Source organism: Aquariibacter albus, from assembly GCF_014145335.1.
GTDB lineage: Bacteria > Pseudomonadota > Gammaproteobacteria > Burkholderiales > Burkholderiaceae_C > Aquariibacter > Aquariibacter albus.
Window position 1 is genome coordinate 364,444 of sequence record NZ_JACIVI010000001.1, and the last position, 24,023, is coordinate 388,466.

Annotated in this window: 21 protein-coding genes; 11 read left to right on the forward strand and 10 right to left on the reverse strand. The window is 74.1% G+C overall.

Annotation, left to right across the window (positions count from 1 at the left end):
- The first annotated feature begins 14 nt into the window (after nt 1-14).
- The 4 genes from biuH (at nt 15) to H4F90_RS01705 (ending at nt 3,839) form a co-directional block, all read left to right on the forward strand.
- Nucleotides 15-722 (forward strand): biuret amidohydrolase, encoded by a 708-nt coding sequence (gene biuH, locus H4F90_RS01690; RefSeq protein ID WP_235971909.1) that lies wholly within the window; start codon nt 15-17, stop codon nt 720-722.
- Nucleotides 723-735: 13 nt separating this feature from the next.
- Nucleotides 736-2,349 (forward strand): ABC transporter ATP-binding protein, encoded by a 1,614-nt coding sequence (locus H4F90_RS01695; protein ID WP_182660878.1) that lies wholly within the window; start codon nt 736-738, stop codon nt 2,347-2,349.
- A complete protein-coding gene (locus tag H4F90_RS01700) occupies nt 2,349-3,023 on the forward strand; it encodes a cysteine hydrolase family protein (RefSeq protein WP_182660880.1) in 675 nt (224 codons plus the stop codon). The genes H4F90_RS01695 and H4F90_RS01700 overlap by 1 nt, the downstream gene beginning before the upstream one ends.
- Before the next feature lie 99 nt (nt 3,024-3,122).
- On the forward strand, nt 3,123-3,839 hold the full coding sequence (locus tag H4F90_RS01705; protein WP_182660882.1) for a GntR family transcriptional regulator: 717 nt from the start codon (nt 3,123-3,125) through the stop codon (nt 3,837-3,839).
- Nucleotides 3,840-3,855: 16 nt separating this feature from the next.
- On the opposite strand, the gene H4F90_RS01710 is transcribed toward H4F90_RS01705, so the two are convergent.
- The 6 genes from H4F90_RS01710 to rpsP all read right to left on the reverse strand — a co-directional run bounded on the left by H4F90_RS01710 (nt 3,856) and on the right by rpsP (nt 7,923).
- Nucleotides 3,856-4,815: a CobD/CbiB family protein gene (locus H4F90_RS01710; RefSeq protein ID WP_182660883.1), complete on the reverse strand. Its 960-nt coding sequence runs from the start codon at nt 4,813-4,815 to the stop codon at nt 3,856-3,858.
- Between the two features lie 42 nt (nt 4,816-4,857).
- Nucleotides 4,858-5,586 carry a CoA pyrophosphatase gene (locus tag H4F90_RS01715; RefSeq protein WP_182660885.1) on the reverse strand — a complete coding sequence of 243 codons (729 nt, stop codon included), beginning with the start codon at nt 5,584-5,586 and terminating at the stop codon, nt 4,858-4,860.
- Between the two features lie 103 nt (nt 5,587-5,689).
- A complete protein-coding gene (gene rplS / locus H4F90_RS01720; protein ID WP_182660887.1) occupies nt 5,690-6,043 on the reverse strand; it encodes a 50S ribosomal protein L19 in 354 nt (117 codons plus the stop codon).
- 166 nt (nt 6,044-6,209) lie between these two features.
- Nucleotides 6,210-7,007, reverse strand: a complete 798-nt coding sequence (gene trmD / locus H4F90_RS01725) for a tRNA (guanosine(37)-N1)-methyltransferase TrmD (protein WP_182660889.1) — start codon at nt 7,005-7,007, stop codon at nt 6,210-6,212.
- A 39-nt stretch (nt 7,008-7,046) separates the two neighbouring features.
- A complete protein-coding gene (rimM, locus tag H4F90_RS01730) occupies nt 7,047-7,643 on the reverse strand; it encodes a ribosome maturation factor RimM (RefSeq protein ID WP_328700793.1) in 597 nt (198 codons plus the stop codon).
- Nucleotides 7,644-7,662: 19 nt separating this feature from the next.
- Nucleotides 7,663-7,923 carry a 30S ribosomal protein S16 gene (rpsP, locus tag H4F90_RS01735; protein WP_182660891.1) on the reverse strand — a complete coding sequence of 87 codons (261 nt, stop codon included), beginning with the start codon at nt 7,921-7,923 and terminating at the stop codon, nt 7,663-7,665.
- 325 nt (nt 7,924-8,248) lie between these two features.
- On the opposite strand from rpsP, the gene H4F90_RS01740 reads away from it, so the two are divergent.
- Nucleotides 8,249-8,707 carry a TM2 domain-containing protein gene (locus H4F90_RS01740; protein WP_182660893.1) on the forward strand — a complete coding sequence of 153 codons (459 nt, stop codon included), beginning with the start codon at nt 8,249-8,251 and terminating at the stop codon, nt 8,705-8,707.
- 18 nt (nt 8,708-8,725) lie between these two features.
- Here the strand turns inward: H4F90_RS01740 and H4F90_RS01745 are convergent, their stop codons facing one another.
- On the reverse strand, nt 8,726-10,309 hold the full coding sequence (locus H4F90_RS01745; RefSeq protein WP_182660895.1) for an AMP-binding protein: 1,584 nt from the start codon (nt 10,307-10,309) through the stop codon (nt 8,726-8,728).
- Between the two features lie 123 nt (nt 10,310-10,432).
- Here H4F90_RS01745 and H4F90_RS01750 point away from each other — a divergent pair, with 123 nt between their 5' ends.
- Nucleotides 10,433-11,077: a trimeric intracellular cation channel family protein gene (locus H4F90_RS01750; protein ID WP_182660897.1), complete on the forward strand. Its 645-nt coding sequence runs from the start codon at nt 10,433-10,435 to the stop codon at nt 11,075-11,077.
- Nucleotides 11,078-11,129: 52 nt separating this feature from the next.
- Nucleotides 11,130-11,564: a DUF1841 family protein gene (locus tag H4F90_RS01755; RefSeq protein ID WP_182660899.1), complete on the forward strand. Its 435-nt coding sequence runs from the start codon at nt 11,130-11,132 to the stop codon at nt 11,562-11,564.
- 16 nt (nt 11,565-11,580) lie between these two features.
- On the opposite strand, the gene H4F90_RS01760 is transcribed toward H4F90_RS01755, so the two are convergent.
- A complete protein-coding gene (locus tag H4F90_RS01760) occupies nt 11,581-13,236 on the reverse strand; it encodes an ABC transporter substrate-binding protein (RefSeq protein WP_182660901.1) in 1,656 nt (551 codons plus the stop codon).
- A gap of 22 nt (nt 13,237-13,258) precedes the next feature.
- Nucleotides 13,259-13,915, reverse strand: coding sequence for a c-type cytochrome (locus tag H4F90_RS01765; RefSeq protein WP_182660903.1), 657 nt, complete (start codon nt 13,913-13,915; stop codon nt 13,259-13,261).
- 169 nt (nt 13,916-14,084) lie between these two features.
- On the opposite strand from H4F90_RS01765, the gene H4F90_RS01770 reads away from it, so the two are divergent.
- From H4F90_RS01770 to H4F90_RS01785, 4 genes are read left to right on the forward strand one after another with little or no spacing between them, the layout of a single operon-like run.
- Complete coding sequence (locus H4F90_RS01770) at nt 14,085-14,939, forward strand: AAA family ATPase (RefSeq protein ID WP_182662954.1); 855 nt, start codon at nt 14,085-14,087, stop codon at nt 14,937-14,939.
- Nucleotides 14,940-14,958: 19 nt separating this feature from the next.
- Complete coding sequence (locus H4F90_RS01775) at nt 14,959-16,173, forward strand: vWA domain-containing protein (protein ID WP_182660905.1); 1,215 nt, start codon at nt 14,959-14,961, stop codon at nt 16,171-16,173.
- Entirely contained in the window at nt 16,170-18,200 is a 2,031-nt protein-coding gene (locus tag H4F90_RS01780; RefSeq protein WP_182660907.1) for an autotransporter assembly complex protein TamA, read from the forward strand. The genes H4F90_RS01775 and H4F90_RS01780 overlap by 4 nt, the downstream gene beginning before the upstream one ends.
- Nucleotides 18,200-22,621: a translocation/assembly module TamB domain-containing protein gene (locus H4F90_RS01785; protein WP_182660909.1), complete on the forward strand. Its 4,422-nt coding sequence runs from the start codon at nt 18,200-18,202 to the stop codon at nt 22,619-22,621. Before H4F90_RS01780 ends, H4F90_RS01785 begins: the two co-directional genes overlap by 1 nt.
- Here H4F90_RS01785 and H4F90_RS01790 read toward each other — a convergent pair whose 3' ends face one another.
- Nucleotides 22,622-24,016 carry an N-acetylmuramoyl-L-alanine amidase gene (locus H4F90_RS01790; protein WP_182660911.1) on the reverse strand — a complete coding sequence of 465 codons (1,395 nt, stop codon included), beginning with the start codon at nt 24,014-24,016 and terminating at the stop codon, nt 22,622-22,624.
- Between the last annotated feature and the right edge of the window lie 7 nt (nt 24,017-24,023).

The window sequence follows — 24,023 nt, forward strand, 5'->3', positions numbered from 1 at the left end:
GGGGAGATGCCGCGATGAATCCCTTGCCCCGCATGCTGGCGCCGGTCGACGCCCAGCCCTATGCCTGGCCCTTCGACGGGGGTTGGTCGGCCGCCGACACCGCGCTGCTCGTGATCGACATGCAGGTCGACTTCGTCGGCCACGGCGGCTACGTGGAGCGCATGGGCTACGAGCTGTCGGCGGTGCGCGCGCCGATCGGCCCGATCCAGGCCCTGCTGGCCCGCGCCCGCGCGCTGGGCCTGACGGTGATCCACACCCGCGAAGGCCACCGTCCCGACCTGTCCGACCTGCCGGCCAACAAGCGCTGGCGCTCCCGGCAGATCGGCCGGGACGGGGTCGGCATCGGCGATGCCGGGCCCTGCGGCCGCATCCTCGTGCGCGGCGAGCCGGGCTGGCAGCTGATCCCCGAGCTGGCGCCGCAGGATGGCGAGCCGATCATCGACAAGCCGGGTAAGGGCTCCTTCTGCGCCACCGACCTGGAGCTGCTGCTGCAGCTGCGCGGCATCCGCAAGCTGATCCTGACGGGCGTGACCACCGATGTCTGCGTGCACACCACGATGCGCGAGGCCAACGACCGCGGCTACGAGTGCGTGATCGTCTCGGACGCGACCGCCGCCACCGATCCGGGCAACCATGCCGCGGCGCTGAAGATGGTGACGATGCAGGGCGGGGTGTTCGGTGCGGTGGCGTCCTCGGCCGCGCTGCTGGCCGCGATGGCCTGAAAGGAAGCCGACCATGACGATGCGCATTCCTCCCGAGCTCATCCCGACCGGCGCGGCCCGGGTCGAGATGATCGATTTCTCGAAGCGCTTCGGCGCGCTGCAGGCGCTGGACGCGGTGTCCCTGACGGTCGAGGCCGGCTCCTTCCATGCCCTGCTCGGCGAGAACGGGGCCGGCAAGTCGACCCTGGTGAAGTCGCTCATAGGCTTCTACCGGCCGGATCGCGGCACGGTGCTGGTCGATGGCCGCGAGCAGCTGATCACCAGCCCGCGCGAGGCGGCGGCGCTGGGCCTGGGCATGATCTTCCAGCACTTCACCGTGGTGCCGGGCATGACGGTGGCCGAGAACCTGGCGCTGGCGCGGCGCGACCTGGGCGCGCTGATCGACTGGCGGGCCGAGCGCGCGGCGCTGGCCGACTTCATGGCCACCGCGCCCTTCCCGCTGTCGCTCGACGCGCGGGTCGCCCATCTGGCGGCCGGCGAGAAGCAGAAGCTCGAAATCCTGAAGGCGCTCTACGCCAAGCGGCGCTTCCTGGTGCTGGACGAGCCGACCTCAGTGCTGACGCCGCAGGAGGCCGACGAGGTGCTGGGCCGCGTGCGCGCGATGTGCCGCGAGGGCCTGCTGAGCGTGCTCATCATCACCCACAAGTTCCGCGAGGTCTTCGGCTACTGCGACGAGGTAACGGTGCTGCGCCGCGGCCGCCCGGCCGGCGGTGCCCGCGTGGCAGCCACCCACCGGGACGAGCTGGCCGGCTGGATGATGGGCCAGGCCGCCCCGGCGCTGCCGCTGGGCGAGGCGCCCGGGCCGGCGCCGGCCATCGCGACGGCGCCCCTTGCCGCCCCGCCCGTCGCTGGCACGCCGCGCCTGCGCGTCCACGGCTTGCGCGTGCTCGGCGAGGCTGGCCTGCCGGTGCTCGACGGCTTGTCGCTGGCGGTGCAGCCCGGCGAGATCGTCGGCATCGCCGGCGTCTCGGGCAACGGCCAGCGCGAACTGATGGACGCCCTGACCGGTGTGCTGCCCCGTGCGGCCGGCACGGTCGAGGTCGATGGCCAGGCCTACCGCCCGACCCGCGCCCAGATGGCCCGCCACGGCGTGCGCAGCCTGCCCGAGGAGCCGCTGCAGCGTGCCTGCGTGGGCCGACTGCCGGTGGCCGAGAACCTGGCGCTGCGCCGCTTCGACCGGCCGCCGCTTGCGCGCGGGCCCTGGCTGTCGCGCCGCGCGCTGCGCGCGCAGGCGGTCGAGAAGATCGCGGCTTACGGGGTGAAGACCCCGGGCCCGGAGGCGCCGATCGACACCCTCTCCGGCGGCAATGTGCAGCGTGCCGTGCTGGCCCGCGAGCTGGAGGGCGCTCCGCGCCTGCTGATCGTCGCCAACCCCTGCTTCGGCCTGGACTTCCAGGCCAGCGCCGAGATCCATGCCCGGCTGCGTGCCGCGCGTGATGCCGGCTGCGGCGTGCTGCTGATCAGCGAGGACCTCGACGAGCTGTTGGCCCTGGCCACGCGCCTGCTGGTGCTGTCGCATGGCGAGATCGTGCTGGACGCCGCCGCCGCCGGCCTGGACCTCGCGACCATCGGCCGTGCCATGGCCGGCGAGCGCCTCGAACCCCCCGCCCTTCCGGAGGCTGCCTGATGCCTACCCTCGCCGCCCGACCCTATGCCTATGCCTTCGACCCGGCGCACACCGCCGTCGTGCTGATCGACATGCAGCGCGACTTCCTGGAGCCCGGTGGCTTCGGCGAACTGCTGGGCAACGATGTGCGCCCGCTGCAGGCCATCGTGCCGGCCTGCCAGCGCCTGCTGGCCCTGGCCCGCGCGCAGGGCATGCAGGTCCTCCACACCCAGGAGGCGCACGACCCCCTGCTGGCCGACTGCCCGCCCTCGAAGAAGGCGCGCGGCGGCCTGGCTTGCGGCATCGGCGACCCCGGCCCGCTCGGCCGCGTGCTGGTGGCCGGCGAGCCGGGCGCCGACTTCGTGCCGGCGCTGAAGCCGCAGCCCGGCGACCTGGTGATCCGCAAGCCCGGCAAGGGCGCCTTCCATGCGACCGGCCTGGACGCGATCCTGCACGCGCGCGGCATCACCCATCTGCTGATCGCCGGCGTGACCACCGAGGTCTGCGTGCAGACGACGATGCGCGAGGCCAACGACCGCGGCTACGAATGCCTGCTCGTCGAGGACTGCGCAGCCAGCTACTTCCCGGCCTTCCATGCCGCCGTGGTCGAGATGCTGGTGGCCCAGGGCGGCATCGTCGGCTGGGCCGCGCCGCTGGCGGCGCTGGAGGCCGCGCTGCTGCCGGCTTCGGCCTGATGCCCGGCCCGACCGGACGGCCGGCGCCCCCCTGCGCACCGGCCGTCGCATGCCGGCCCCGCGGGCGGGGACGCGGGCACTTTGTCGGATGATCGCGGGATGTCCGTCGACGTTTTCCCAAGCGATCTGCCACCCCGCGGCAAGCTGGCCGAACAGGTCTACACCCGGCTGAAGGCCGAGCTGCACGACTTCCTGTGGATCGCGGGCGACCGCTTCACCGAAGTCGAGATCGGCCAGCGCCTCGGGGTGAGCCGCACCCCGGTGCGCGAGGCCCTGTTCCGGCTGCGCAACGAAGGCTTCATCGAGGTCGAGTCCAAGACCGGCTGGTTCGTGCGGCCGATCGATTTCGATCGCCTGGAGCAGCTCTACGACCTGCGCATCCTGCTGGAGACCGCCTGCCTGGCCCGGCTCGCGCATCGCAGCGAGGATCCGCCCGAGCTGGCCGCGCTGCGCGCCGTCTGGCTGGTGCCGGCCGCCGAGCGCCTGGACGACGGCCGACAGGTCGGCGCGCTCGACGAGGCCTTCCACGCGGCCCTGGTGCAGGCCGCCGGCAATGCCGAGATCGCCCGCGTGCATCAGGAGGTGACCGAGCGCATCCGGATCGTGCGACGCCTCGATTTCACCCGTGCCGACCGCATCGAGGCGACCTATCAGGAGCACGCGAAGATCCTGCGCGCGGTCATCCAGCGCAAGACGGATCAGGCCCAGTCGCTGCTGCGCAGCCACATCGAGCAGAGCAAGACCGAGGTCCGCAAGATCACCCTGCACGCGCTGCACGAAGCCCGCCTGCGGCCCGGACGCAGCCGGGCCGGCTGACCCGCGGCCCCCGGGCTCAGCCGATGAGATTGGCCAGGGTCAGCAGGGCCAGCAGCAGCATCCACAGCAGCACCGAGCGCCAGACCAGGCCGACGACGCTGCCCAGGTGTCCGGGCTCGGGCCGCTGGCCCGGCGTGCCGGGGCCGGTGGCCGGGCCCAGGGCCTGATCCGGCGCCCAGCCGCCCGGGGCCGCGCCCAGGCGCAGGCCCACGGCGCCGGCCGCGGCGGCGAGGACCGTGCCCTTGTTGCGGTCGGCCCACAGCAGGGCGTCACGCCGCCAGCAGGCCACCGCCTCCTCGAAGTTGCCGACCACGGCAAAGCCGAAGGCCGTCAGCCGGGCCGGCAGATGATCGATCCGGTCGAACATCTGCCGGGCCACGGCGAGCAGGCGCGCATTGGCCGGCACGCCGCTCTGGCTCTGCTTGTGCGACCAGTAGCGGGTCTGGAACTCCGCCAGGCGGTAGAGCACCGCACCGGCCGGTCCCAGGCCGAACATCGCGAAGACGATGAAGCAGAAGAAGACGCCGAACACGTGGCGGTGCGCGGCCATCAGCGCATGTTCGATCACCTGGCGCAGCAGCTCGCTGCGCGGCAGCTCCTGGCGCTCGGTGCCGCGCCAGTCGGTCAGCGCGGCACGGGCGGCATCTTCGTCGCCCCGGTCGATCGCATCGCGGATGCGGGTGAAGTGGTGGCTGAACTGGCGGAAGCCGAGCGTCAGGTAGAGCACCAGGATGTTCCATGCCAGGGCCAGCAGCAGGCTGAAATGGCCGAGGAGCAGGGCGATCAGCGCGCTCAGCAGTGCCGGGCCGACGACGCCCAGGCCCCAGACGATCCAGGCGTGGTGGCCGCGGCCCGCGTCGAAGTTGCGTCCGATCCAGCGCGTCCAGCTCAACATGGCTTCGTGCGGCAGCGCGCGTTGCGGCAGCGGACGCATCTGCTCGATCAGCAGCGCTAGCAACACCGAGAAAAAGCTCATGCGCTCGATGATAGCGAGGGCTCGCTGGCAGCCGGCCGGGGCTCAGGCCCTGAGCAGCTGGTAGAGGTTGCGCAGCATGGCCGCGGTCGCGCCCCAGATCAGCTGCCGCCGCGGGCTGCCGTCGGTCCCCAGCATCGACCAGGGCATGCTGTAGACCGTCCGCAGCCCCTCGGCCTGGGGGATCGCGCGGCGCTCGTGGTGCCGCGGGTCCATCAGGAAGGCCAGCGGCACCTCGAAGATCTCGCCGACCTCGGCCGGATCGGCCTGGAGGCGCAGGGCCGTGCCGTCGACCAGGCCGACGACCGGCGTGACGCGGTAGCGGGTCACGGTGGTGTAGACCGGCAGGCAGCCGAGCAGCTCCACGGCCGGCGTGGCCAGACCGATCTCTTCCTGCGCCTCGCGCAGGGCGGTGCCGACCGGGCCGGCATCGCCGGCCTCGGCCCGGCCGCCGGGGAAGCTGATCTGGCCGGCATGCTTGCGCAGCTGCGCGGTGCGCCGGGTCAGCAGCACCTGAAGCGTGTCGCCGCCCGTGGCCTGCCGGCGCTGGACGAGCGGGATCAGCACCGCCGCTTCCGTGAGCGGGTCCTCGCTTCCCGGCAGCTCGCTGCGGTCGCCGAGCAGTTCGGGCGTCCAGGCAGGCGGCGCGGCGAAGTGGCGGCGCAGCGCCCGGGCCTGCAGGCGCTCGGCCGGCACCTGTGGCTCGCCGTGACCAGTGCTCAGCACCGGCAGCGATTCGGGGTCCAGGGGCGTCAGGGGGGCGGGAAGGCTCATCGCACGGGACAGGAGCCGGCCTTTCGCCCCGGGCAAGAAAAAACCGCCAGCGCGCGGAGGCGGTGGCGGTTCTCGGGGCGGGTGGCCGTCCGGGTGGGGACGATCAGGCCAGCTTTTCCTTGATGCGGGCCGACTTGCCGCTGCGCTGGCGCAGGTAGTACAGCTTGGCCCGGCGCACGTCGCCGCGGCGCTTGACTTCGATCGAGGCGATCAGCGGGCTGTAGAGCTGGAAGGTCCGCTCGACGCCTTCGCCGCTGGAGATCTTGCGGACGATGAAGCTGCTGTTCAGGCCGCGGTTGCGCTTGGCGATCACGACACCTTCGTAGGCCTGCACGCGCTTGCGGGTGCCTTCGACGACGTTCACGCTGACGATCACGGTGTCGCCGGGGGCGAAGGCCGGGATGGTCTTGCCCAGGCGGGCAATTTCTTCTTGCTCGAGTTGACGGATCAGGTCCATGGGGTCCTCATGCGATCGTGCCGGCGTCCTGGATTTGCGCTGCACGCGAAGGTGCTGCGGGAGGCGGGGCGGCCCCGAGGGGCTGCAAGGAAATCCGCGCTCCGACCTGGCAGAGGATCGGGAAAAGCCTGCGAGTATAGCGTGAAGCTCGGCCCTCGCCAGGCGTTCAGGCGCGATCGGCGGGCGACTCGGCCAGGCGGCGCAGAAAGGCCTCGTCGCGCGCATCGAGGCGGCCGGCGGCGCGGGCGGCCTCGATCAGCTCGGGGCGGCGCGCGGCGGTCAGCGCCAGCTGGCGCTCGCGCCGCCAGCGCGCGATCGCCGCATGGTGGCCCGACAGCAGCACCGGCGGCACGGCCGCGCCGTCCTCGGGCAGGCGCTCGGGCCGGCTGTAGTGGGGGCAGTCGAGCAGGCCGTGGTCGGCCGCGAAGCTGTCCTGCTCGTGCGAGGCCGCGTCGTGCAGCACGCCGGGCTGCAGGCGGGCGACGGCATCGATCAGCGTGAGGGCCGGCAACTCGCCGCCGGACAGCACGAAATCGCCGAGGCTCAGTTCCTCGTCCACATGCGCGTCGATGAAGCGCTGGTCGACGCCCTCGTAGCGGCCGCAGAGCAGCACGGCGCCGGGGCTGGCGGCCAGGGCGCGCACGCGGTCCTGGTTCAGCGGCCGGCCGGCCGGGCTGAACAGGATCAGCGGTGTGCGCGGCAGGCCGGCTTCGGCCTGCTCGGCCCGCACGCTGCGCAGGGCACGGACCAGCGGCTCGACGAGCATGACCATGCCGGGCCCGCCGCCATAGGGTCGGTCGTCGACCCGGCGGTAGGCGTCTTCGGCGAAATCGCGCAGGGCCCAGAGCTTGAGGTCGAGGGCCGGCGGCTGGCCGCCACGCGCCTCGAAGGCACGACGGATCACGCCCTGCTGCGTGTAGGGCGCGAAAAGCTCGGGGAAGAGGGTGAGGACGTCGAAGCGCATCGCGTCCGCGGCGGCCGGCCCGGGCAGGGCCGCGGCCGCTCAGTAATCCAGGCCCCAGTCGACCCGGATGCGGCCCAGATCGCGCTCGACCGCATCGATGTAGGCCGCGACGAAGGGGATCAGGCGTTCGGCCGGCGGGGGCTCGCCCTCGACGGCGGCAGGCTGCACGCGCAGCACGCTGTGCGCGCCGGTGTCGAGCAGGTCGACGACCTGGCCGAGCACGACGTCCTCGCGGTTCACGACCTGCAGGCCGATCAGGTCGACCCAGTAGAACTCGTCCTCGGCCGCGCTGGGGAAGCTGCTGCGCGAGACGAAGATGCGTGCGCCGCGCAGGGCCTCGGCGGCGTTGCGGTCCTCGACATCGTGCGCGCTCGCGACGATGCCCTCGCCATGCTCGCGCGCCTGCACGATGCGCAGCAGGGTCGGCAAGGGCGGGCTGCCCGGCGGACGCGGGCGAAGTTCCGGCTCCTTCAGGAACCAGCGCTTGGAGGAGAAGAGGGCTTCGGGCTCGCTCGCATGCGGCAGCACGCGGAAACCGCCCTTGATGCCCCAGGCCTCGCCGATGCGGCCGATCTCGATCGCATCGGCGGGCCAGGCCTCACCGTCGGGTGTGCTCACGTCCTGGGGACGATCCACGGCGCAGGCCGGAGCGGGCTCAGGCAGCCGGAGCGGCCTTGGCCTTGGCGTCCTTGACCAGACGCAGGACGGTCGGCGAGAGCTGGGCGCCGTTCTTCACCCAGTGGTCGACGCGCTCGAAGGCCACGCGCAGCGGCTCTTCGGCACCCGAGGCGACCGGGTTGTAGAAGCCCACGCGCTCGAGGAAGCGGCCATCACGGCGCTCGCGCTTGTCGGCAACGACGATGTTGTAGAACGGACGGCTCTTCGAACCGCCACGGGACAGTCGGATCACGACCATGGGATTTCCTTGACGTAGTGCACTCAGTGCGCCCGCCGCTCGCCCGGAGACACACGGGGGCAGGCAGGCTGGTGGCCGGTGCGTGGGCACCGGCCCGGGCTCCGGTGCCGTAGATACGCCGCACCTTCTCCGGCCGTCCGGGCGCTTGCCGCGCCGCATGGCCGGGGACGGGGCGACCGTCACCGAAACCCGCGATTATAGGGCCGCAGGCCAGCGCTTCCGCGGGGTGTCTGGCCTCGAAGCGGCCGGGGCCGGGCGGGCTGGTCACAATGCCGCCTGCCGGCCCCGGGGCCGGACTGTTTTCCCCGACCCCCAACGCCCTGCCATGTCCGGTTCCGCCCGCGCCAAGTCCAAGACCCTGACCGCCTGGATCGCCTTCCTCGGCGGGGGCCTCGGCCTGCATCGCTTCTACCTGCATGGGCTGCATGACCTGCTCGGCTGGCTGCACTGGCCGCCGGCCCTGCTCGGCGCCTGGGGCCTGTGGCGCATGGACCACTATGGCCAGGACGATCGCCTGGCCTGGCTGCTGATTCCCCTCTTCGGCCTGGCCCTGGTGGCCGGCGCGGCGGCTGCGCTGCATGCCGGCCTGATGCCCGATGCGCGCTGGGATGAACGCCACCGCCCGGCCGGTCCGCCCGGCCACAGCGGCTGGCCGGCGGTCTTCGCCGTGATCGGCGCGCTGATGCTGGGCGCGACCGTGCTGATGGCGACCATCGCCTTCTCGGCCCAGCGCTTCTTCGAATACCAGATCGAGCCGGCGCCCCAGGGCCAGGCCTCGCCCTGAGCCGGCCGGGGCGAGGCCTCAGCCCGCGGCAGGGCCCGGCGCGAAGGCGCCGGCATGCTGCTCGCGCAAGGGCTTCTTCTGCACCTTGCCCATGGCATTGCGCGGCAGGGCCTCGGTCCAGACGATGGCCTTCGGGCACTTGAACGCGGCCAGCTTCTGTCGCAGCGCGGCCAGCAGGGCGGCAGCATCGGGCGGCGGGCTCGTGGAAGCCACCAGCACCGCCAGCACGCCCTCGCCGAAGTCCGGATGCGGCACGCCGATCACCGCCGATTCGGCCACGCCGGGCAGGCTGTCGAGCGCCTGCTCGATCTCGGCCGGGTAGACGTTGAGGCCGCCGCTGAGGATCAGGTCGCTGCTGCGCCCGTCCAGGGTCAGCACGCCTTCGGCGTCCAGGCGGCCGAGGTCGCCGGTGCGGAACCAGCGCCGGCCGGCCGCGTCGGCCACGAAGGCCTCGGCCGTCTTGGCCGGCTGGCGCCAGTAGCCGTCGAAGAGGCTGGGGCCGGCGACCTGCACGGCGCCGGTCTCGCCCGCGGGCAGCGGCCGGTCCTCGGCATCGACCACCCGCAGGCCCACGCCCGGCAGGGCCGGGCCGACGGTGGCCGGGCGCCGCAGGCCGTGCAGGGGGTTGGAGGCAATCATGCCGGCCTCGCTCATGCCGTAGCGCTCCAGGATGCGGTGGCCGGTGCGGGCTTCCCAGGCGGCGAAGGTCTCGGCCGACAGCGGTGCCGAGCCGCTCACGCACAGCCGCAGGCTGGCGCAGGCGGCGTGGTCCAGGCTGGGCTCGCGCAGCAGGCGGGTGTACATCGTCGGCACGCCCATGAAGAGGGTGGCGCCGGGCAGCTGCGCCCGCACGGCCTGGGACTCGAAGCGGTCCAGCCAGCGCAGGGTGCTGCCGTGCAGCAGCGCGCCCATCGCGGCCACGAAGAGGCCGTGGATGTGGAAGATCGGCAGGGCATGCACCAGCACGTCCGCGCCGGTCCAGCCCCAGGCCCGGCCGACGATGCACGCATTGGCGAGCAGGGCCGCATGGCCGAGCTGCGCGCCCTTGCTGCGGCCGGTGGTGCCGCTGGTGTAGATCAGCGCCGCGGTCTGGCCCGGCGCGCAGGGCCGGGTGGCGCAGGCTTCGGGGTGGAAGCTGGCCCGGTCGATCAGCGTGCCTTCGCCCTCGCTGCCCAGGGTATAGACATGGCGCACGCCGCGCGGAAAGCCCAGGGTGGACAGGGCCGGGAAGTCCGCCGGGCGGCAGACCAGCACGGCCGGCCGGGCGTCCTCGATGAAGTGCTGCATCTCCTCGCCCCGGTAGGCCGGGTTGAGCGGCACGTGGACGAAGCCGGCGCGCAGCGCGGCCAGGAAGATCAGCAGGGCCTCGGGCGACTTCTCGGTCTGCACCATCAGCCGCGGCGGGCTGCCGTCGGGCTCGGCCGGCAGGTCCAGGCTCAGCAGCAAGTTGGCGATCTTGGCGCTCGCGGCGTCCAGGTCGCGCCAGCGCCAGGCGCGGCCGTCGGCCAGCTCGAGGGCCGGGCGGTCCAGCTCGGTCGGGAAGCCCGCACGGATCGCGTCGTAGAGGTTGCCGGAGGCCGGCAGCAGGTCGTTGGGGGCCATGGGCCGCGATGGTAGGGGCGGCCTGCGCAGTTCCCACAGCGTCGGCCGCCGGCCCGCCCCGGCACACTGCCGTGGCCGGCGGCGCCGCGCCGGCCCGCCCCTTGCCGTCCTGCCCCGCCTGCCATGCTGCCGCCCGATCCGCTGAGCCTGCAAACCGCCCTGTTGCTGGTGGAGATCGCGGCCATCGCTGCCTTCGCGCTCAGCGGCCTGATGGAGGCCGCGCACAAGCGGCTCGACGTGGTCGGCGCCCTGGCCGTGGCCGGCCTCGCGGCCTTCGGCGGCGGCACGCTGCGCGATGTGCTGCTCGACCGCCGGCCCTTCTTCTGGGTCGAGCACAGCGGCTACGTCTGGTTCCTGCTGGGTCTGGGCCTGATCACCATGCTGTGGATGCGCCGCCGCCATGTGCGCCCCACCCGCCGCGCCATCGTCTGGCCCGACACCCTGGGCCTGGGCCTGTTCACCGCCACCGGCACCCAGCTCGGCCTGCAGCACGGCATGCCGCCGCTGATCGCCGTGCTGATGGGCGTGATCACGGCCGTGATGGGCGGCGTGCTGCGCGACATCGTCTGCAACGAGATCCCCAGCGCCTTCCGCGACCACCGCCCCTACGCCCTCTGCGCCTTCGCCGGCGGCTGGGCCCTGGTGGCCGCCCGCAGCCTGGGGGCCGACGAGGCCCAGGCCCTGGCGGCCGGCGCCACCCTGACCGTGCTGCTGCGCAGCGCCGCCCTGTGGGGCCGCTGGCGCGTGCCGGCCTGGCCGGCCGACTGAGCGCGGGACGGGTGGCGCCGCCTCGCGGCCAGCCTGCGTCGACAATCCGCCCATGTACCAGCCCAGCCAGGACGACGTCCGCCGCTTCTTCTGCGAGGCCCATCGCAAGGCCCGCGCCGGTGAACCGCTGACGCCGATGGATGCCATCGCCGCCGACTGGATCGCCGAGCACCCCGAATACCACGCCGACCTGGCCGACCTCGACGCCGCGCTGGCCGCGCGCTTCACCGTGGACGAAGGTCGCAGCAATCCCTTCCTGCACCTGTCCATGCACCTGAGCCTGGTCGAACAGGCCCAGATCGACCAGCCGCGCGGCATCCGCCAGGCCCTCGAGTTGCTGGCCCGCCGCCGCGGCTCGATGCACGCCGCCCACCACGAGGCCATGGAATGCCTGGGCGAGATGATCTGGGCCTCGCAGCGCAGCGGCCTGCCGCCCGACGGCGAGCGCTACCTGGCTGCCGTGCGCGCGCGGGCGACCCGGGACTGAGAACGGTCCGGCGCGCTCAGCGCCCCTCGACCCGCACCCACTGCCACTCCAGCCAGTTGTCCGGCCGCTGCACCACCTGAACGTTGCGGCGCATGGCCCAGACGATGGCCTGGCGGTGCAGGGGCAGGGCATGCACCTGGGCCTGGAACTCGCGCACGGCGGCGCGGATGCTGGCCATGCGGCGGACCGGATCGGCTTCCTGCGCGGCCGCCTCGACGTGCCGGTCCAGCGCGGCATTGCGCACGCCGCCGAAGTTCCATGCCCCCGCGCTGTCGGCGCCGGGGCTGTGGTACAGCGGGGTCAGGGTGATCTGCGCATCGGTGATCGCGCCCCCCCAGCCCAGCAGGTAGGCGCTGGTGTCACCCCGCTGCAGCTTCGGGAAGAAGAGCGTGCGCGGCATGGCCTGGACCTGCACCTTGACCTTCAGCCGCGCCCACATCGAGGCCAGGGCCAGGCAGATCTGTTCGTCGTTCAGGTAGCGGTTGTTCGGGCAGTCCAGCGTGAAGCCGAAGCCTTCGGCATAACCGGCCTCGGCCATCAGGCGCTGCGCTGCGGCCAGGTCGTAGGGCAGGCGCTGCTCCAGGGTCGCGTCCTGGCCGTGGCCGACGGGCGAGGGCATCAGCGCGCCGGTCGGCCAGGCGAGCTTGCGCATCAGCTTCGTGCGGATCAGCTCGATGTCGATGGCCTGGTAGAGCGCCTGGCGCACGCGCCGGTCCTGGAAGGGGTTGCGGTCCTTCAGGCTGCCGTGCAGCAGCTGGCCGCGGGCCTGGTCCAGGCCGATGAAGAGGATGCGGTTCTCCGGGCCCTCCATCAGCCGGATCGCCGGATCGCGGCGCAGGCGCTCGGCGTCCTGCGGCGCCAGGTCGAGCAGGAAATCGACCTCGCCGGAGGCCAGCGCCGCGGTGCGCGTCGCGTCATTGGCGATCGGCCGGAAGATCACCCGATCGACATTGCCTTCGAAGCTGCCCCACCAGGCCGGATTGCGGCGGAAGACCGTCTGGGCATCGGCCTCGCGCCGCACCAGCATGTAGGGCCCGGTGCCGTTGGCATGACGGGTGGCATGGCCTTCCTCGCGGGCCTTCAGGTCCGGCGGACGGGTCGCGCGGTGGGCCTCGGCCCAGCCGCGGCTCATGATGGGCAGCACGCTCAGGTGCTCCAGGAAGACCGGGTTGACCCGAGGCAGTTCGAAGACCACGGTCAGCGGATCGATCACCTTCACCGCGCCCAGGGCCAGGGCGTAGACGCGCAGGTCCGAGCTGCCCGCGGCCGCACGCTCGACCGAGAACTTCACGTCCTCGGCGGTGAAGGGCCGGCCGTCGTGGAAGCGCACCCCCGGCCGCAGCGTCACGCGCCAGCGTCGCGGGCCCTCGGCCGTCCAGGCCGTGGCCAGGGCCGGCACCAGCTCCAGCTGCTTGCCGCGCTGGATCAGGCTTTCGTAGACCTGCGCGTTGATCTGGTTCGACAGCGACTCGTTCTGCGCATGCGGGTCCAGGCTCTGCACATCGCCCTGGGCGGCCCAGCGCAGCGTCACGCCGCCGGACGGCGCCTGCGCGGCGACCGCCCCCGCCAGCCCGAGCAGCCCGGCAGCCACCAGGCCGACCGCCACCGCCTGGAGACGGCGGCCCCCAACGAAAAAACCGCCCCGGAGGGCGGTTGCGGTGCGGCGGATCATCGCGCGGGCCGGAGCCAGAGGATCAGCGGAAGCGCGACTGCGGCACGGTCTTCAGATCGCCGGGCAGCGAGCCGATGTACTTGGCCAGCGTCTTGAGCTCGTCGTTGCTGAAGTTCTTGGCGGTCGCGGCCATGATCGCGTTGTTGCGGCCGACCTGCGGGTTCTTCTCGGTCTTGTAGGCCTTCAGGGCCACGTAGAGGAAGTCGGCATGCTGGCCGGCGATCTTCGGGTAGCTGCCGTCGACCGGCTTGTTGAAGTTCACGCCATGGCAGGCCACGCAGCCGCCCTTGGTCAGCAGCTCGGCGGTCTTGGCGTCGGGCGCGGCCGGGGTCTCGGGCACGCCCGCGGGCTGGCCCGCTTCCGCGGCGTAGTAGGCGGCCAGGTCGGCGATGTCCTGGTCGTTCAGCGTGTCGGCGATGCCGCGCATCGTCGGGTGCTTGCGGTCGCCCTTCTTGTAGGCATGCAGGGCCGCGCCGATGTAGGCCGCGTTCTGGCCGGCGATCATCGGCACCTTGTGCACTTCGGGAAAGCTGGCCTGGTAGCCCGGGATGCTGTGGCAGCCGATGCACATCGCGTTCTTGGACTTGCCGGCGGCAGCGTCGCCGACGATGTCGGCCGCGAACACGGAGGTGGCGCTCAGGGCAAGCACGGCAAGGGTGGCGGAGACGACAGCTTTCATGGTCGGCACGGGCTCGTTGTTGATGGCTCTGGAATGGGCGTGCGCCCTGGGGAACGCGAAGCGGCGCGGATTATAGGGGCCGGCCTATACTGGATTCGCAGGGTGTCGAAGGCCCGCGCCACCCCGGTTCGAACCGTCTTTTTGGCGCATCGCGTCAACCCCGATGACCATGAAGTTCCAGGGCTCCGCCCGCTATGTCGCCACCGATGAGCTGCAGCTCGCCGTCCATGCCGCCGCCACGCTGCGCCGGCCCCTGCTGATCAAGGGCGAGCCCGGCACCGGCAAGACCCTGCTGGCCGAGGAAGTCGCGGCCGCGCTCGGCATGCCCCTGCTGACCTGGCACATCAAGAGCACGACCAAGGCCCAGCAGGGCCTCTACGAGTACGACGCGGTGGCCCGCCTGCGCGACGCCCAGCTGCCCGATCCCGAGGCCCAGGCCCGCGTGCGCGACATCCGCCACTACATCCTGCCGGGCGTGCTGTGGCAGGCCTTCACGGCCGAGCAGCAGGTGGTGCTGCTGATCGACGAGATCGACAAGGCCGACCTGGAATTCCCGAACGACCTGCTGCACGAGCTGGACCGCATGGCCTTCCAGGTGCCCGAGCTGCACGAGACCGTGACGGCCCGCCACCGGCCGCTGGTCGTCATCACCTCGAACAACGAGAAGGAGCTGCCGGACGCCTTCCTGCGCCGCTGCTTCTTCCACTACATCCGCTTCCCCGACGCGGCCACGCTGCGGGCGATCGCCGAGATGCATTTCCCCGGCCTGCAGCCGCGCCTGCTGGAGTCCGCGCTGCGCCGCTTCAGCCAGATCCGCGCCCTGCCGGGGCTGAAGAAGAAGCCCAGCACCAGCGAGCTGATCGACTGGATCGCCCTGCTGCTGGCCGACGGCCTGCCCCCCGAGGCCCTGGGCGAGGACGAGGAACTCACGGCCCTGCCGCCGCAGGTCGGCGCGCTGCTCAAGACCGAGCAGGACCTGGCCCTGTTCGAGAAACTCGTCGAGATGCAGCGCCGGCATCGCTGAGCTGCGGCCCGCACCCGCCGTGCTGATCGATTTCCTCCTGGCCCTGCGCGCCGAAGGCCTGCGCGTCGGCCCCGGCGAATGGCTGGCCCTGCTGGGCCTGCTCGATGCCGGCCTGCTCGATGCACCCGCCGCGGGGGGCGAGGCCGAAGCGCCCGGCAGCCTGGCCCGGCTGCATGCCCTGGGCCGCCTGGCCCTGGTCAAGGATGAAACCCTGTTCGACCGCTACGACCGCGCCTTCGGGCGCTTCGTCGACGGCCTGCCGCCGGCCGAGGCCGACGGCCCCAGGGTGCCCGAGGACTGGCTGATCCAGCGCATGCGGCGCCAGCTCAGCGCGGCCGAGCAGGCCGCCCTGCAGCCGCTGGACCGGGAGGCCCTGTTGCGCGGCCTGGAGGAACGCCTGGCCACCCAGCGCGGTCGCCATGAGGGCGGCAGCCGCTGGATCGGCACCGGAGGCACCTCGCCCTACGGCCACGGCGGCAGCAACCCGCGCGGCCTGCGCCTGGGCGGAACGGGCGCCGAGCCCGGCGAGGGCCGGGCGATCAAGGTCTGGCAGGCGCGCGACTTCCGCGCCCAGGATGTCGACGCCCCGCTGCAGGGCCGCGCCCTGCAGCTGGCGCTGCGCCGCCTGCGCCGCTTCGCCCGCGAGGGCGCGGCCGAGGAGCTGGACCTGCCCGGCACCATTGCCGCCACCGCCGCCAATGCCGGCTGGCTCGACCTGAAGCTGCGGCCCGAGCGCCACAACCATGTCAAGGTGCTGCTGATGATGGATGTGGGCGGCTCCATGGACCTGCACATCCGCCGCGTCGACGAGCTCTTCCGCGCCGCCCGCAGCGAGTTCAAGCACCTGCAGCGCGTCTACTTCCACAACTGCGTCTACGAAGGCGTCTGGCGCGACCCGGCCCGGCGCCGGGCCGACCGCCTCGACACCGCCGAGCTCATCCGCGCCACCCCGCGCGACCACCGCCTGATCCTCGTCGGCGATGCGACCATGAGTCCCTTCGAGATCACGCATCCCGGCGGCAGCGTCGAGCACATGAACCCCGAGACCGGTGCGGCCTGGCTGCAGCGGCTCTTCCAGCACTTCCCGCAGCATGTCTGGCTGAACCCGGTCGCGCCGGCCGAATGGGCCTGGCGGCCGAGCATCGGCCTGATCGAGCGCCTCATGCGGCCGCAGCGCATGTTCTCCCTCAGCCTCGCCGGCCTCGAAGGCGCGATGGCCAGCCTGTCCCGATGAGGGCCGCGCGCCGCAGGCCGCCGCGCCTGCTGCTGGCACTTGCCCTGTCGGGCCTGCTCGTGCAGGCCGCGGCCGCCCCGCGCGAGGACCCCTCCGAGGAGGCCGAAGGCCCGCCTGTCGCCGTGTCCCGCGCCCTGGCTTCGACTTCGACCGCGGCCGGCGAGCCGCAGCGCATCGCCGATCCGGCCGTGCTGGAGGCCCTGCCCGGGGCCCGCTACCGCCTCGAGCTGCATGCCCCGGACGCGCTGCAGGCCCTGCTGATCCGCCACCTCGACCTCGCCCGCTACCAGCATCCCGAGGGCCTGGGCGCCGCCGGCTTCGTCAGCCGCCTGGGTGCGGCGCTCAGCCCCTCGGAGGCTGCCGCGACCGGCGATGCGGCCGACGAGGGGCCGGCCATCAGCGCCGCCGAGATCGGCCGCCTGCTCGCGGCCGCGCCGGCCCAGGCCGCCGCCCTGCTGGAGACCGAGGGCTACTTCCAGGCGCGCATCCTTGGCGAGCGGGAGGACGACCCCGCCGGCGGCCTGCCCACCCTGCGCCTGCTGGTGGCGCCCGGCCCCCAGGCCCGCATCGAGCGGCTGAGCCTGCGCCTGGAGGGGGCGCTGGCCGAGGCGGGCGAGCAGGACAGCCCGGCCGGCGCGCAGGCCCAGTCGCGCTGGCGGCGGCTGCAGGCCCGCTGGTCGCTGCCGCAGGGCGCCGGCTTCACCCAGGCGGCCTGGGCCGCGGCCAAGGCCGAGCTGCTGAGCAGCCTGCGCGCCAACGGCTACCCCAGCGCCCGCATCGCGGCCAGCGAGGCCCGGGTCGATGCCGAGCGCAGCACCGTCGAGCTGAGCTTCCAGGTGGACAGCGGACCGCTCTTCCGCATCGGCCGCATCCGGGTCGAGGGCCTGGTCCGCACGCCCGAGGCCGCCGCGCTGAATGTGCGGCCCTTCCCGCTCGGCAGCGTGCATGCTGAGCGTCTGCTGCTCGACTACCAGGAGGCCCTGCAGCGCGTCGGCCTCTACCAGGGCGTGGCCGTCGAGCTGGACGCCGACCCCGAGCAGGCCGACCCCGCCACCCTGGTGCTGCGCCTGCGCGAACAGCCCCTGAAGTCGGCCACGCTGAGCCTGGGCTACAGCACCAACACGGGCCCGCGCTTCGGCGGCGACTTCACCCACCGCCGGCCCTTCGGCCAGAACCTGGTCGCCACCACGCGGCTGAAGTTCGGCCTGCTCGAACGCCTGGCCTCGCTGGAACTGCTCGGCGATCCGCAGCCGAAGAACTACCGCAACCTGCTCAGCCTGCAGGCTACCTACCTCGACGCGGCGGGCGCGATCACCGAATCGCAGCGCCTGCGCGTCGGCCGCAGCCAGGACAGCGACCCCATCGAGCGCCTCTACTACCTGGAGCTCAACCGCAGTGTGGTCCGCACCGACAGCCAGCGCAGCGATGCCCGGGCGCTCAGCGGCAACTACGCGTGGTCGCGCCGCGAGGTCAACAACCTGATCTTCCCCACCCAGGGCTGGGCGGTCGCGCTGGAAGGCGGGGGCGGCTATGCCGTGGATGCCGACGGCGACCGCGGCCCCTTCACCCGCGTCTACGGCCGCGGCCTCTGGTACCAGCCGCTGGCCGGGCGCGGCGGCAACTGGTTCACCCAGTTCCGCGCCGAGGCCGGCCAGGTCATCAAGCGCGAGGGCCTGGCCGTGCCCGATGCCCTGCTGTTCCGCGTCGGCGGCGACGATTCCGTGCGCGGCTACGGCTACCAGACCCTCGGTGTGGATCGCGACGGCGCCACCGTCGGCGGCCCGCTGATGGCCACCGCCAGCGCCGAGCTGCTGCGCCGCCTGGACGGCCGCTGGCGCGACTGGTACGCCGCGGCCTTTCTCGACGCCGGCAATGCCGGCTCGGGCTGGCGCGACCTGCAGCCCGCCTACGGCTACGGCCTGGGCCTGCGCTGGCGCAGCCCCATCGGTCCGCTGCGCATCGACCTGGCCTACGGCGAGGCCACCGGCTCGCTGCGCCTGCATGTCAACGTGGGGGTGCGCTACTGATGGCGCCTCTTCCGCCCCCCGGACCGGACGGCCTGCCGCCGTCCGGTCCGCCCTCGGCCCCGCCACCGGCTGCGCCGCGCCCGACCCCTGCACGCCGCGGCCTCGGCCCCTGGGGCCTGGGCCTGCCGCTGGTCCTCGCCCTGGTGCTGGCGGCCGCGCTGGCCGCCGCCCTGGGCCTATGGCGGGCGCTGCACAGCGAGGCCGGCACCCGCCAGATCCTGGGCTGGGCCCAGGCCGGGCTGCCGGGCCTGGAGATCGCACAGCCCCGGGGCCCGCTGCTGGGCCCCGGTCCCTTCCGGCTCGCGCGCCTGCAGCTCGAGGCCGGTCGCTGGCGCGTGCAGATCGAGCGGCTGGAACTCGCCGGCCTGCGCCTGGCCCCCGGCGGACCCGGCCCGGCCTGGCTGGCCGTGCAGCTCGAGCATCTGCAGGCTGGCCGCTTCGCGCTTCAGGCCCTGGCGCCGGCCGCGCCCGACGAACCCCCCCGCCCGCCGCTGCAAAGCCTGGAACTGCCGCTGAGCCTGGCGCTGGCGCGGCTGCAACTGGACCGCATCGAACTGCCCGGCCTGCCCGCGCCCCTGGAGGCCCTGCGCCTTGAGGGCCTGAAGCTGGGGCCCGAGCACCGCATCGAGCACTTGCGGGCCCGCTGGCGCGGTCTGCAAGTCGACGGCCATCTGAGGCTGGGCGCGGCCGCCCCCCTGCCGCTCCAGGCCGAGCTGCGGCTTGCCGCCGCGCCGGCGCCTGCGGCTGCCGCATCGGCCCCGGCGTCTCCGACCCTGCTGCCGCCCGCCCTGCAGGGCCTGCAGGCTGCCCTGCAAGTCGACGGCCCGCTGGCCGCGCCGCAGGCCCGGCTCGGGCTGCGCCTGGCCGATCAGGCCGTGCAGGCCCAGGCCCGGCTCGCGCCCTTCGCGGCCCGCCCGCTCGACGGTCTGGACGCCACGCTCGAGCGCCTGGACCTGGCCCCCCTGGCCGCCCTGTTCGGTGCGCAGGCACCGCAGACCGCCCTCAGCGGCACGGTGCAGCTGGACCTGCGCGAACAGGCCACCCAGCGCCTGCAGCTTGCCTTGCGCAACCCGGCGGCCGATCGCTGGGACCTCGGCCGCCTGCCGTTGGCGCAGCTCGATGCCCGGCTGCACGGCGCCGGCCGGGCCTGGACGGTGGAGTCCGCCGAGCTGCGCTTCGCCGGTCGTCCGGCCGAGGCGGCCGCCCGCGCGCCGGCCGCCGAGGCCGGCCGCCTGCGCCTGGAGGGCCGCTTCGCGTGGCCCGAGACCGGCCTGCCGCAGCTTGACCTGCGGCTCACGCTGGACAGCCTGCAGCTCGCCGCCCTGGACCGCCGCGCCCCGCCGCTGCGCCTGGCCGGCCCGCTGAGCCTGCAGCATGCGCTGACCGACCCGTCCGAGGCGGCCGGCATGGCGGGCCGCCCCGCTGCGTCCGCCCCGCAGCCTGCCCCGGTCACGCCGGGCGCGTCGGCCACGCCCCCCCGGGTGTCGCCGGCCGCAGTGGCCTGGGGCCCGCTCCTGATCGAGGCCCGCCTGCAGGGCCAGGTGAGCGGCGCCGGCCGCGAGCGCCTGCCCGCCGCGCTGCGCGAGGCGCCCGTCCGCATGCAGCTCCGCCTGGGCGCACGGCCAGGCGAGATCACGCTGCACACCCTGCGCGCCGAAGCCGGCGGCAGCCGGCTGGAGGCCGAGGCCCGGCTGCACGGCGCGCTGGCTGGCGGTGCGGCTGCGCAGGCCTCGCGCAGCAGCGGCCGCCTGACGCTGGCAGCCTTCGACCCGCGGCTCTGGCTGCCCGGCCCGCCCGAAGCCGCCTGGCGACGCGGACGCCATGCCCTGAACGGCGCGGCCGACTGGGCCCTGGACGCCGCGGCCGGTGCCGCGCCGGCCGATCCCGCCGCCTGGCGTGGCCGCCTGCAGGCCCGGCTCGGCGACAGCCAGCTCGCCAGCCTGCCCCTGAGCCTGGCCCTGGACCTGAAGGTCGAGCCCCTGGCCGAGCTGGCCGCCCGCCTGGCCCTGGCCGGCAACCAGCTGGCCCTGGACGGCCGCTGGCCGCTGCCTGGGGCGACCGTCGACACGGAAGCCGCCGGCCTCACGCTGAGGCTGGACGCGCCGGCCCTGACGGCCCTCGCACCCCTGGGGCCCGGCCCGGCCGCCCAGGCCCCGGCCGGCCGGCTCAGCGGCCAGATGAGCTTCGACCGCCCCCAGCCCGGCCCTCGGCCCTGGCCCGGCCGCAGCCAGGGCAGCTTGCAGGCCGAGGGCTTGAGGCTGGTCGGCCTGGCGCTGGCGCAGTTGCAGGCCCGCTGGGATCTGCAGGGCCTGCCGGGCTCGCCGCAGGCCGTGGCCGAGGCCCGGCTCGACAGCCTGCTGAGCCTGAGCGGCCTGAGCCTGCCGGCCTTGCGGGTCGACAGCGCGCGGTTCGCGCTGCAGGGCCGCCTGGCCGAGCACCGCGCCGAGCTCGCCGCCCGGCTGCGGCCGGCGGCCTCCCCGGCGGCTGAGGGCGCGGCCCCGGCGGAGCCGGTCGGCCCCGTGCAGCTCGATGCCGTGCTGGCGGGCCGCTGGACGGCCGCGGCCGAGGCCGGCGGCCGCTGGCTGGGCCAGCTCGCGCAACTCAAGCTGCAGCCGGTGGCCGTGCCCGAGGCGCCGCCGCCGCGCATTGCCGGCCCCTGGCTCGCGGCCGAGGGCCTGCAGCTGCAGCTCGACCACGGCCCCGACGGCTGGCAGGCCCGGCTGGCCCCGGGCCGGCTGAGCCTGGCCGGCCAGGCGCTGCGCTGGCAGCAGGCCGAGGCGGCGCAGGCGGCCGGCGGCGGTCCGCCGCAGATCGCGCTGGAGGCCGCGCTCGATGCCCTGGACGTGCCGGCCCTGCTGGCCCGCCTGCAGCCCGAGGTGGGCTGGGGCGGCGACCTGCGCATCGGCGCCCGCGTCTCGCTGCAGACGCGCGGCGGCATCCGCCTGAAGGCGGCCGTCGAGCGCCAGGGTGGCGACCTGCAGATCAGCGAGTTCGGCCTGACCGAGCGCCTGCAGCTCCAGGCCCTGCGCCTGGCGGCCGAGGCCGAGGGGGGCGAATGGCGCTTCACCCAGGAGATCGCCGGCGCCGGCCTGGGCCGCATCGACGGCGAGCAGCGGCTGCATCTGCGCGACCCGGCCGCCTGGCCCGGCCCGCAGGACAAGGTTTACGGCGCCCTGCGCCTGGCCGTGGACAGCCTCGCCGGCTGGGCCGCCTGGGTGCCGCCGGGCTGGCGCCTGGGCGGGCGCCTGGAAGCGGGCCTGGCGATCAGCGGCGCGCTGGGCGGCCCCGAGCTGAACGGCCAGCTGAGCGGCCGCGAACTCTCGCTGCGCCAGGCCCTGGAGGGCGTGGCCCTGCGCGAAGGCTCGGTCGATCTGAGCTTCGACGGCCGCAGCGGCACGCTGTCCCGCCTGCGTTTCGCGGCCGGCGAAGGCGAGATCGTCGCGACCGGCGACGCGATCTTCGGCGCCGCGCCCGAGGCCACCGTGCGCCTGCAGGCACGCCGCGCGCAGCTGCTGGGCCGGGTGGACCGCCGTCTCGTCGTCGGCGGCGAAGCCGAGCTGCGCCTCGACCCGCAGCGCCTGCGCCTGCGCGGCCAGCTGGCCGCCGAGGATGGGCTCTTCGACATCCGCCAGGCCGGCGCGCCCAAGCTCGGCGACGACGTGCGGGTGATCCGCCGCGGCGCGCCGCCGGTGGCTGCGGCCCGCGGCCCGGGCCGCGCGATGGAGCTGGACCTGCGCCTCAGCCTGGGGCCGCGCGTGCTGCTGCGCGGTCGCGGCATCGACACCCGCCTGGTCGGCGAACTGCGCCTGAGTGCGCCGCGCGGCCTGCTGGCCGCCCAGGGCGAGATCCGCACCGAGCGCGGCAGCTACGAGGCCTATGGCCAGAAGCTCAGCATCTCGCGCGGCGTCGTGAGCTTCGCGGGCGACCTGGCCAACCCGCGGCTGGACATCGAGGCCGTGCGGGCGATCAGCGACTCCACCGTCGGCGTGCGGGTGGGCGGTAGCGCGCAGGCGCCGCGGGTCAAGCTCTTCTCCGATCCGGAGCTGCCCGACACCGACAAGCTGGCCCTGCTGGTGACCGGCCGCCGCTACGACAGCCTGGCCGGCAGCGAGACCCTGCTGCTGCAGCGCGCGGCCGTGGCCTTGCTCTCGGGCGAGGGCGGCAGCGAATTCAATCTGGCGCGCAGCCTGCGGCTCGACGAGTTCGCGGTGCGCCAGGACGAGACCGGCACCGTGCGCGACACCGTGGTGACCGTCGGCAAGCAGCTCAGCGAGCGGCTCTACCTCGGCTACGAGCGCGGCCTCGCGGCGGCCGCCGGCAGGCTGCAGCTGATCTACCGCGTGGCCCAGCGCTTCACCCTGCGCGCGCAGGGCGGCACCGACAGCGCGCTGGACCTGATCTGGGCCTGGAACTGGAACTGATCAGAGCGTGCGGCTGCGCGGCCGCACCGGATGCTTGGCGAAGTAGCGCTGGATGCCGGTGGCCAGGGCCTCGACCAGCTTGCGCTGGTGCTCGGGGTCGGCGAGCAGGGCCTCTTCCTGCGGGTTGGAAATGAAGGCCGTCTCGACCAGGATGCTGGGAATGTCCGGGGCCTTCAGCACCGCGAAGCCGGCCTGCTCGACCTGCGGCTTGTGCAGGCGGCCCACCTTGCCGATGCCGCGCAGCACCTCGCTGCCGAGCTTGAGGCTGTCGCGGATCTGCGCGGTCGTGCTCATGTCCAGCAGGGCGCGGGTGAGCTGCGGATCCTTGGTCTCCAGGTTCACGCCGCCGATGCGGTCGGCCTCGTTCTCCCGCCGCGCCATCCAGCGCGCGGCGCTGCTGCTGGCGCCGGATTCCGACAGTGCGAAGACCGAGGCGCCGCGCGCCTGCGGCGTGAAGAAGGCGTCGGCGTGGATCGAGACAAACAGGTCGGCCTGTACCCGACGCGCCTTGCGCACCCGCTCGTGCAGGGGCACGAAGTGGTCGCTGTCGCGGGTCAGGTAGGCGCGCAGCGGGGGCATCGCATCCAGGCGCTCGCGCAGCTGGCGGGCGATGGCGAGCACCACGTCCTTCTCGCGCAGGCCGCTGGGGCCGATGGCGCCGGGGTCCTCGCCGCCGTGTCCGGGGTCCAGGGCGATGACGACCAGGCGCTCGGTGCTGCGCTCGGCCGGGGGCTCGGGTGCCGCGGCCGGCTTGCGCGCCGGACGCGGCGGGGCGGAGGCTGCAGGCCCCGCTTCGCCCTGCGGCATGCGGCCGATGAACTCGCCGAGCGCATCGCGCACGCTGTCGGCCGCCTCGCGCGCGGCCTCGCTGGCCGCGGGGGCGGGCGGCGCGGCGGGCGGCGGGCCGGCCAGGCCGCGTTCGCTCAGCAGGGCCAGCAGCGGGTCACGCTCGACGACGGGCTTGAGGTCGAAGACCAGGCGGTGGCCGTAGGCCGCGACCGGCTCCAGGCCGAAGACCTGCGGCGCGGTCGGCTGGCGCAGGTCGAAGACCAGGCGCACGACCTGCGGGCTGAACTGGCCGATACGCACGCCGGCGATGTAGGGGTCGTCGCCGCGCACCTTGCCGGCCAGCTCGCGCAGCGTCGGGTTCAGCACCAGGCCTTGCAGGTCGATGACCAGCCGGGCCGGTTCGGCGATCAGGAAGTGGCTGACGCTGAGCCGGGTGTCCGATTCCAGCGTGACCCGGGTGTAGTCCTCGGCCGGCCAGACCCGCACCGCCAGCAGCTGGGCGCCGGCTGCCAGCTCGGCCACCCCCAGGCCCAGCACCAGGCTGGCCCCCTGGCGGAGCAGGCGGCGGCGGGCGGGCAGGGCAGGGGGGCGCGGGGTGGGAGGCATCCGGTGG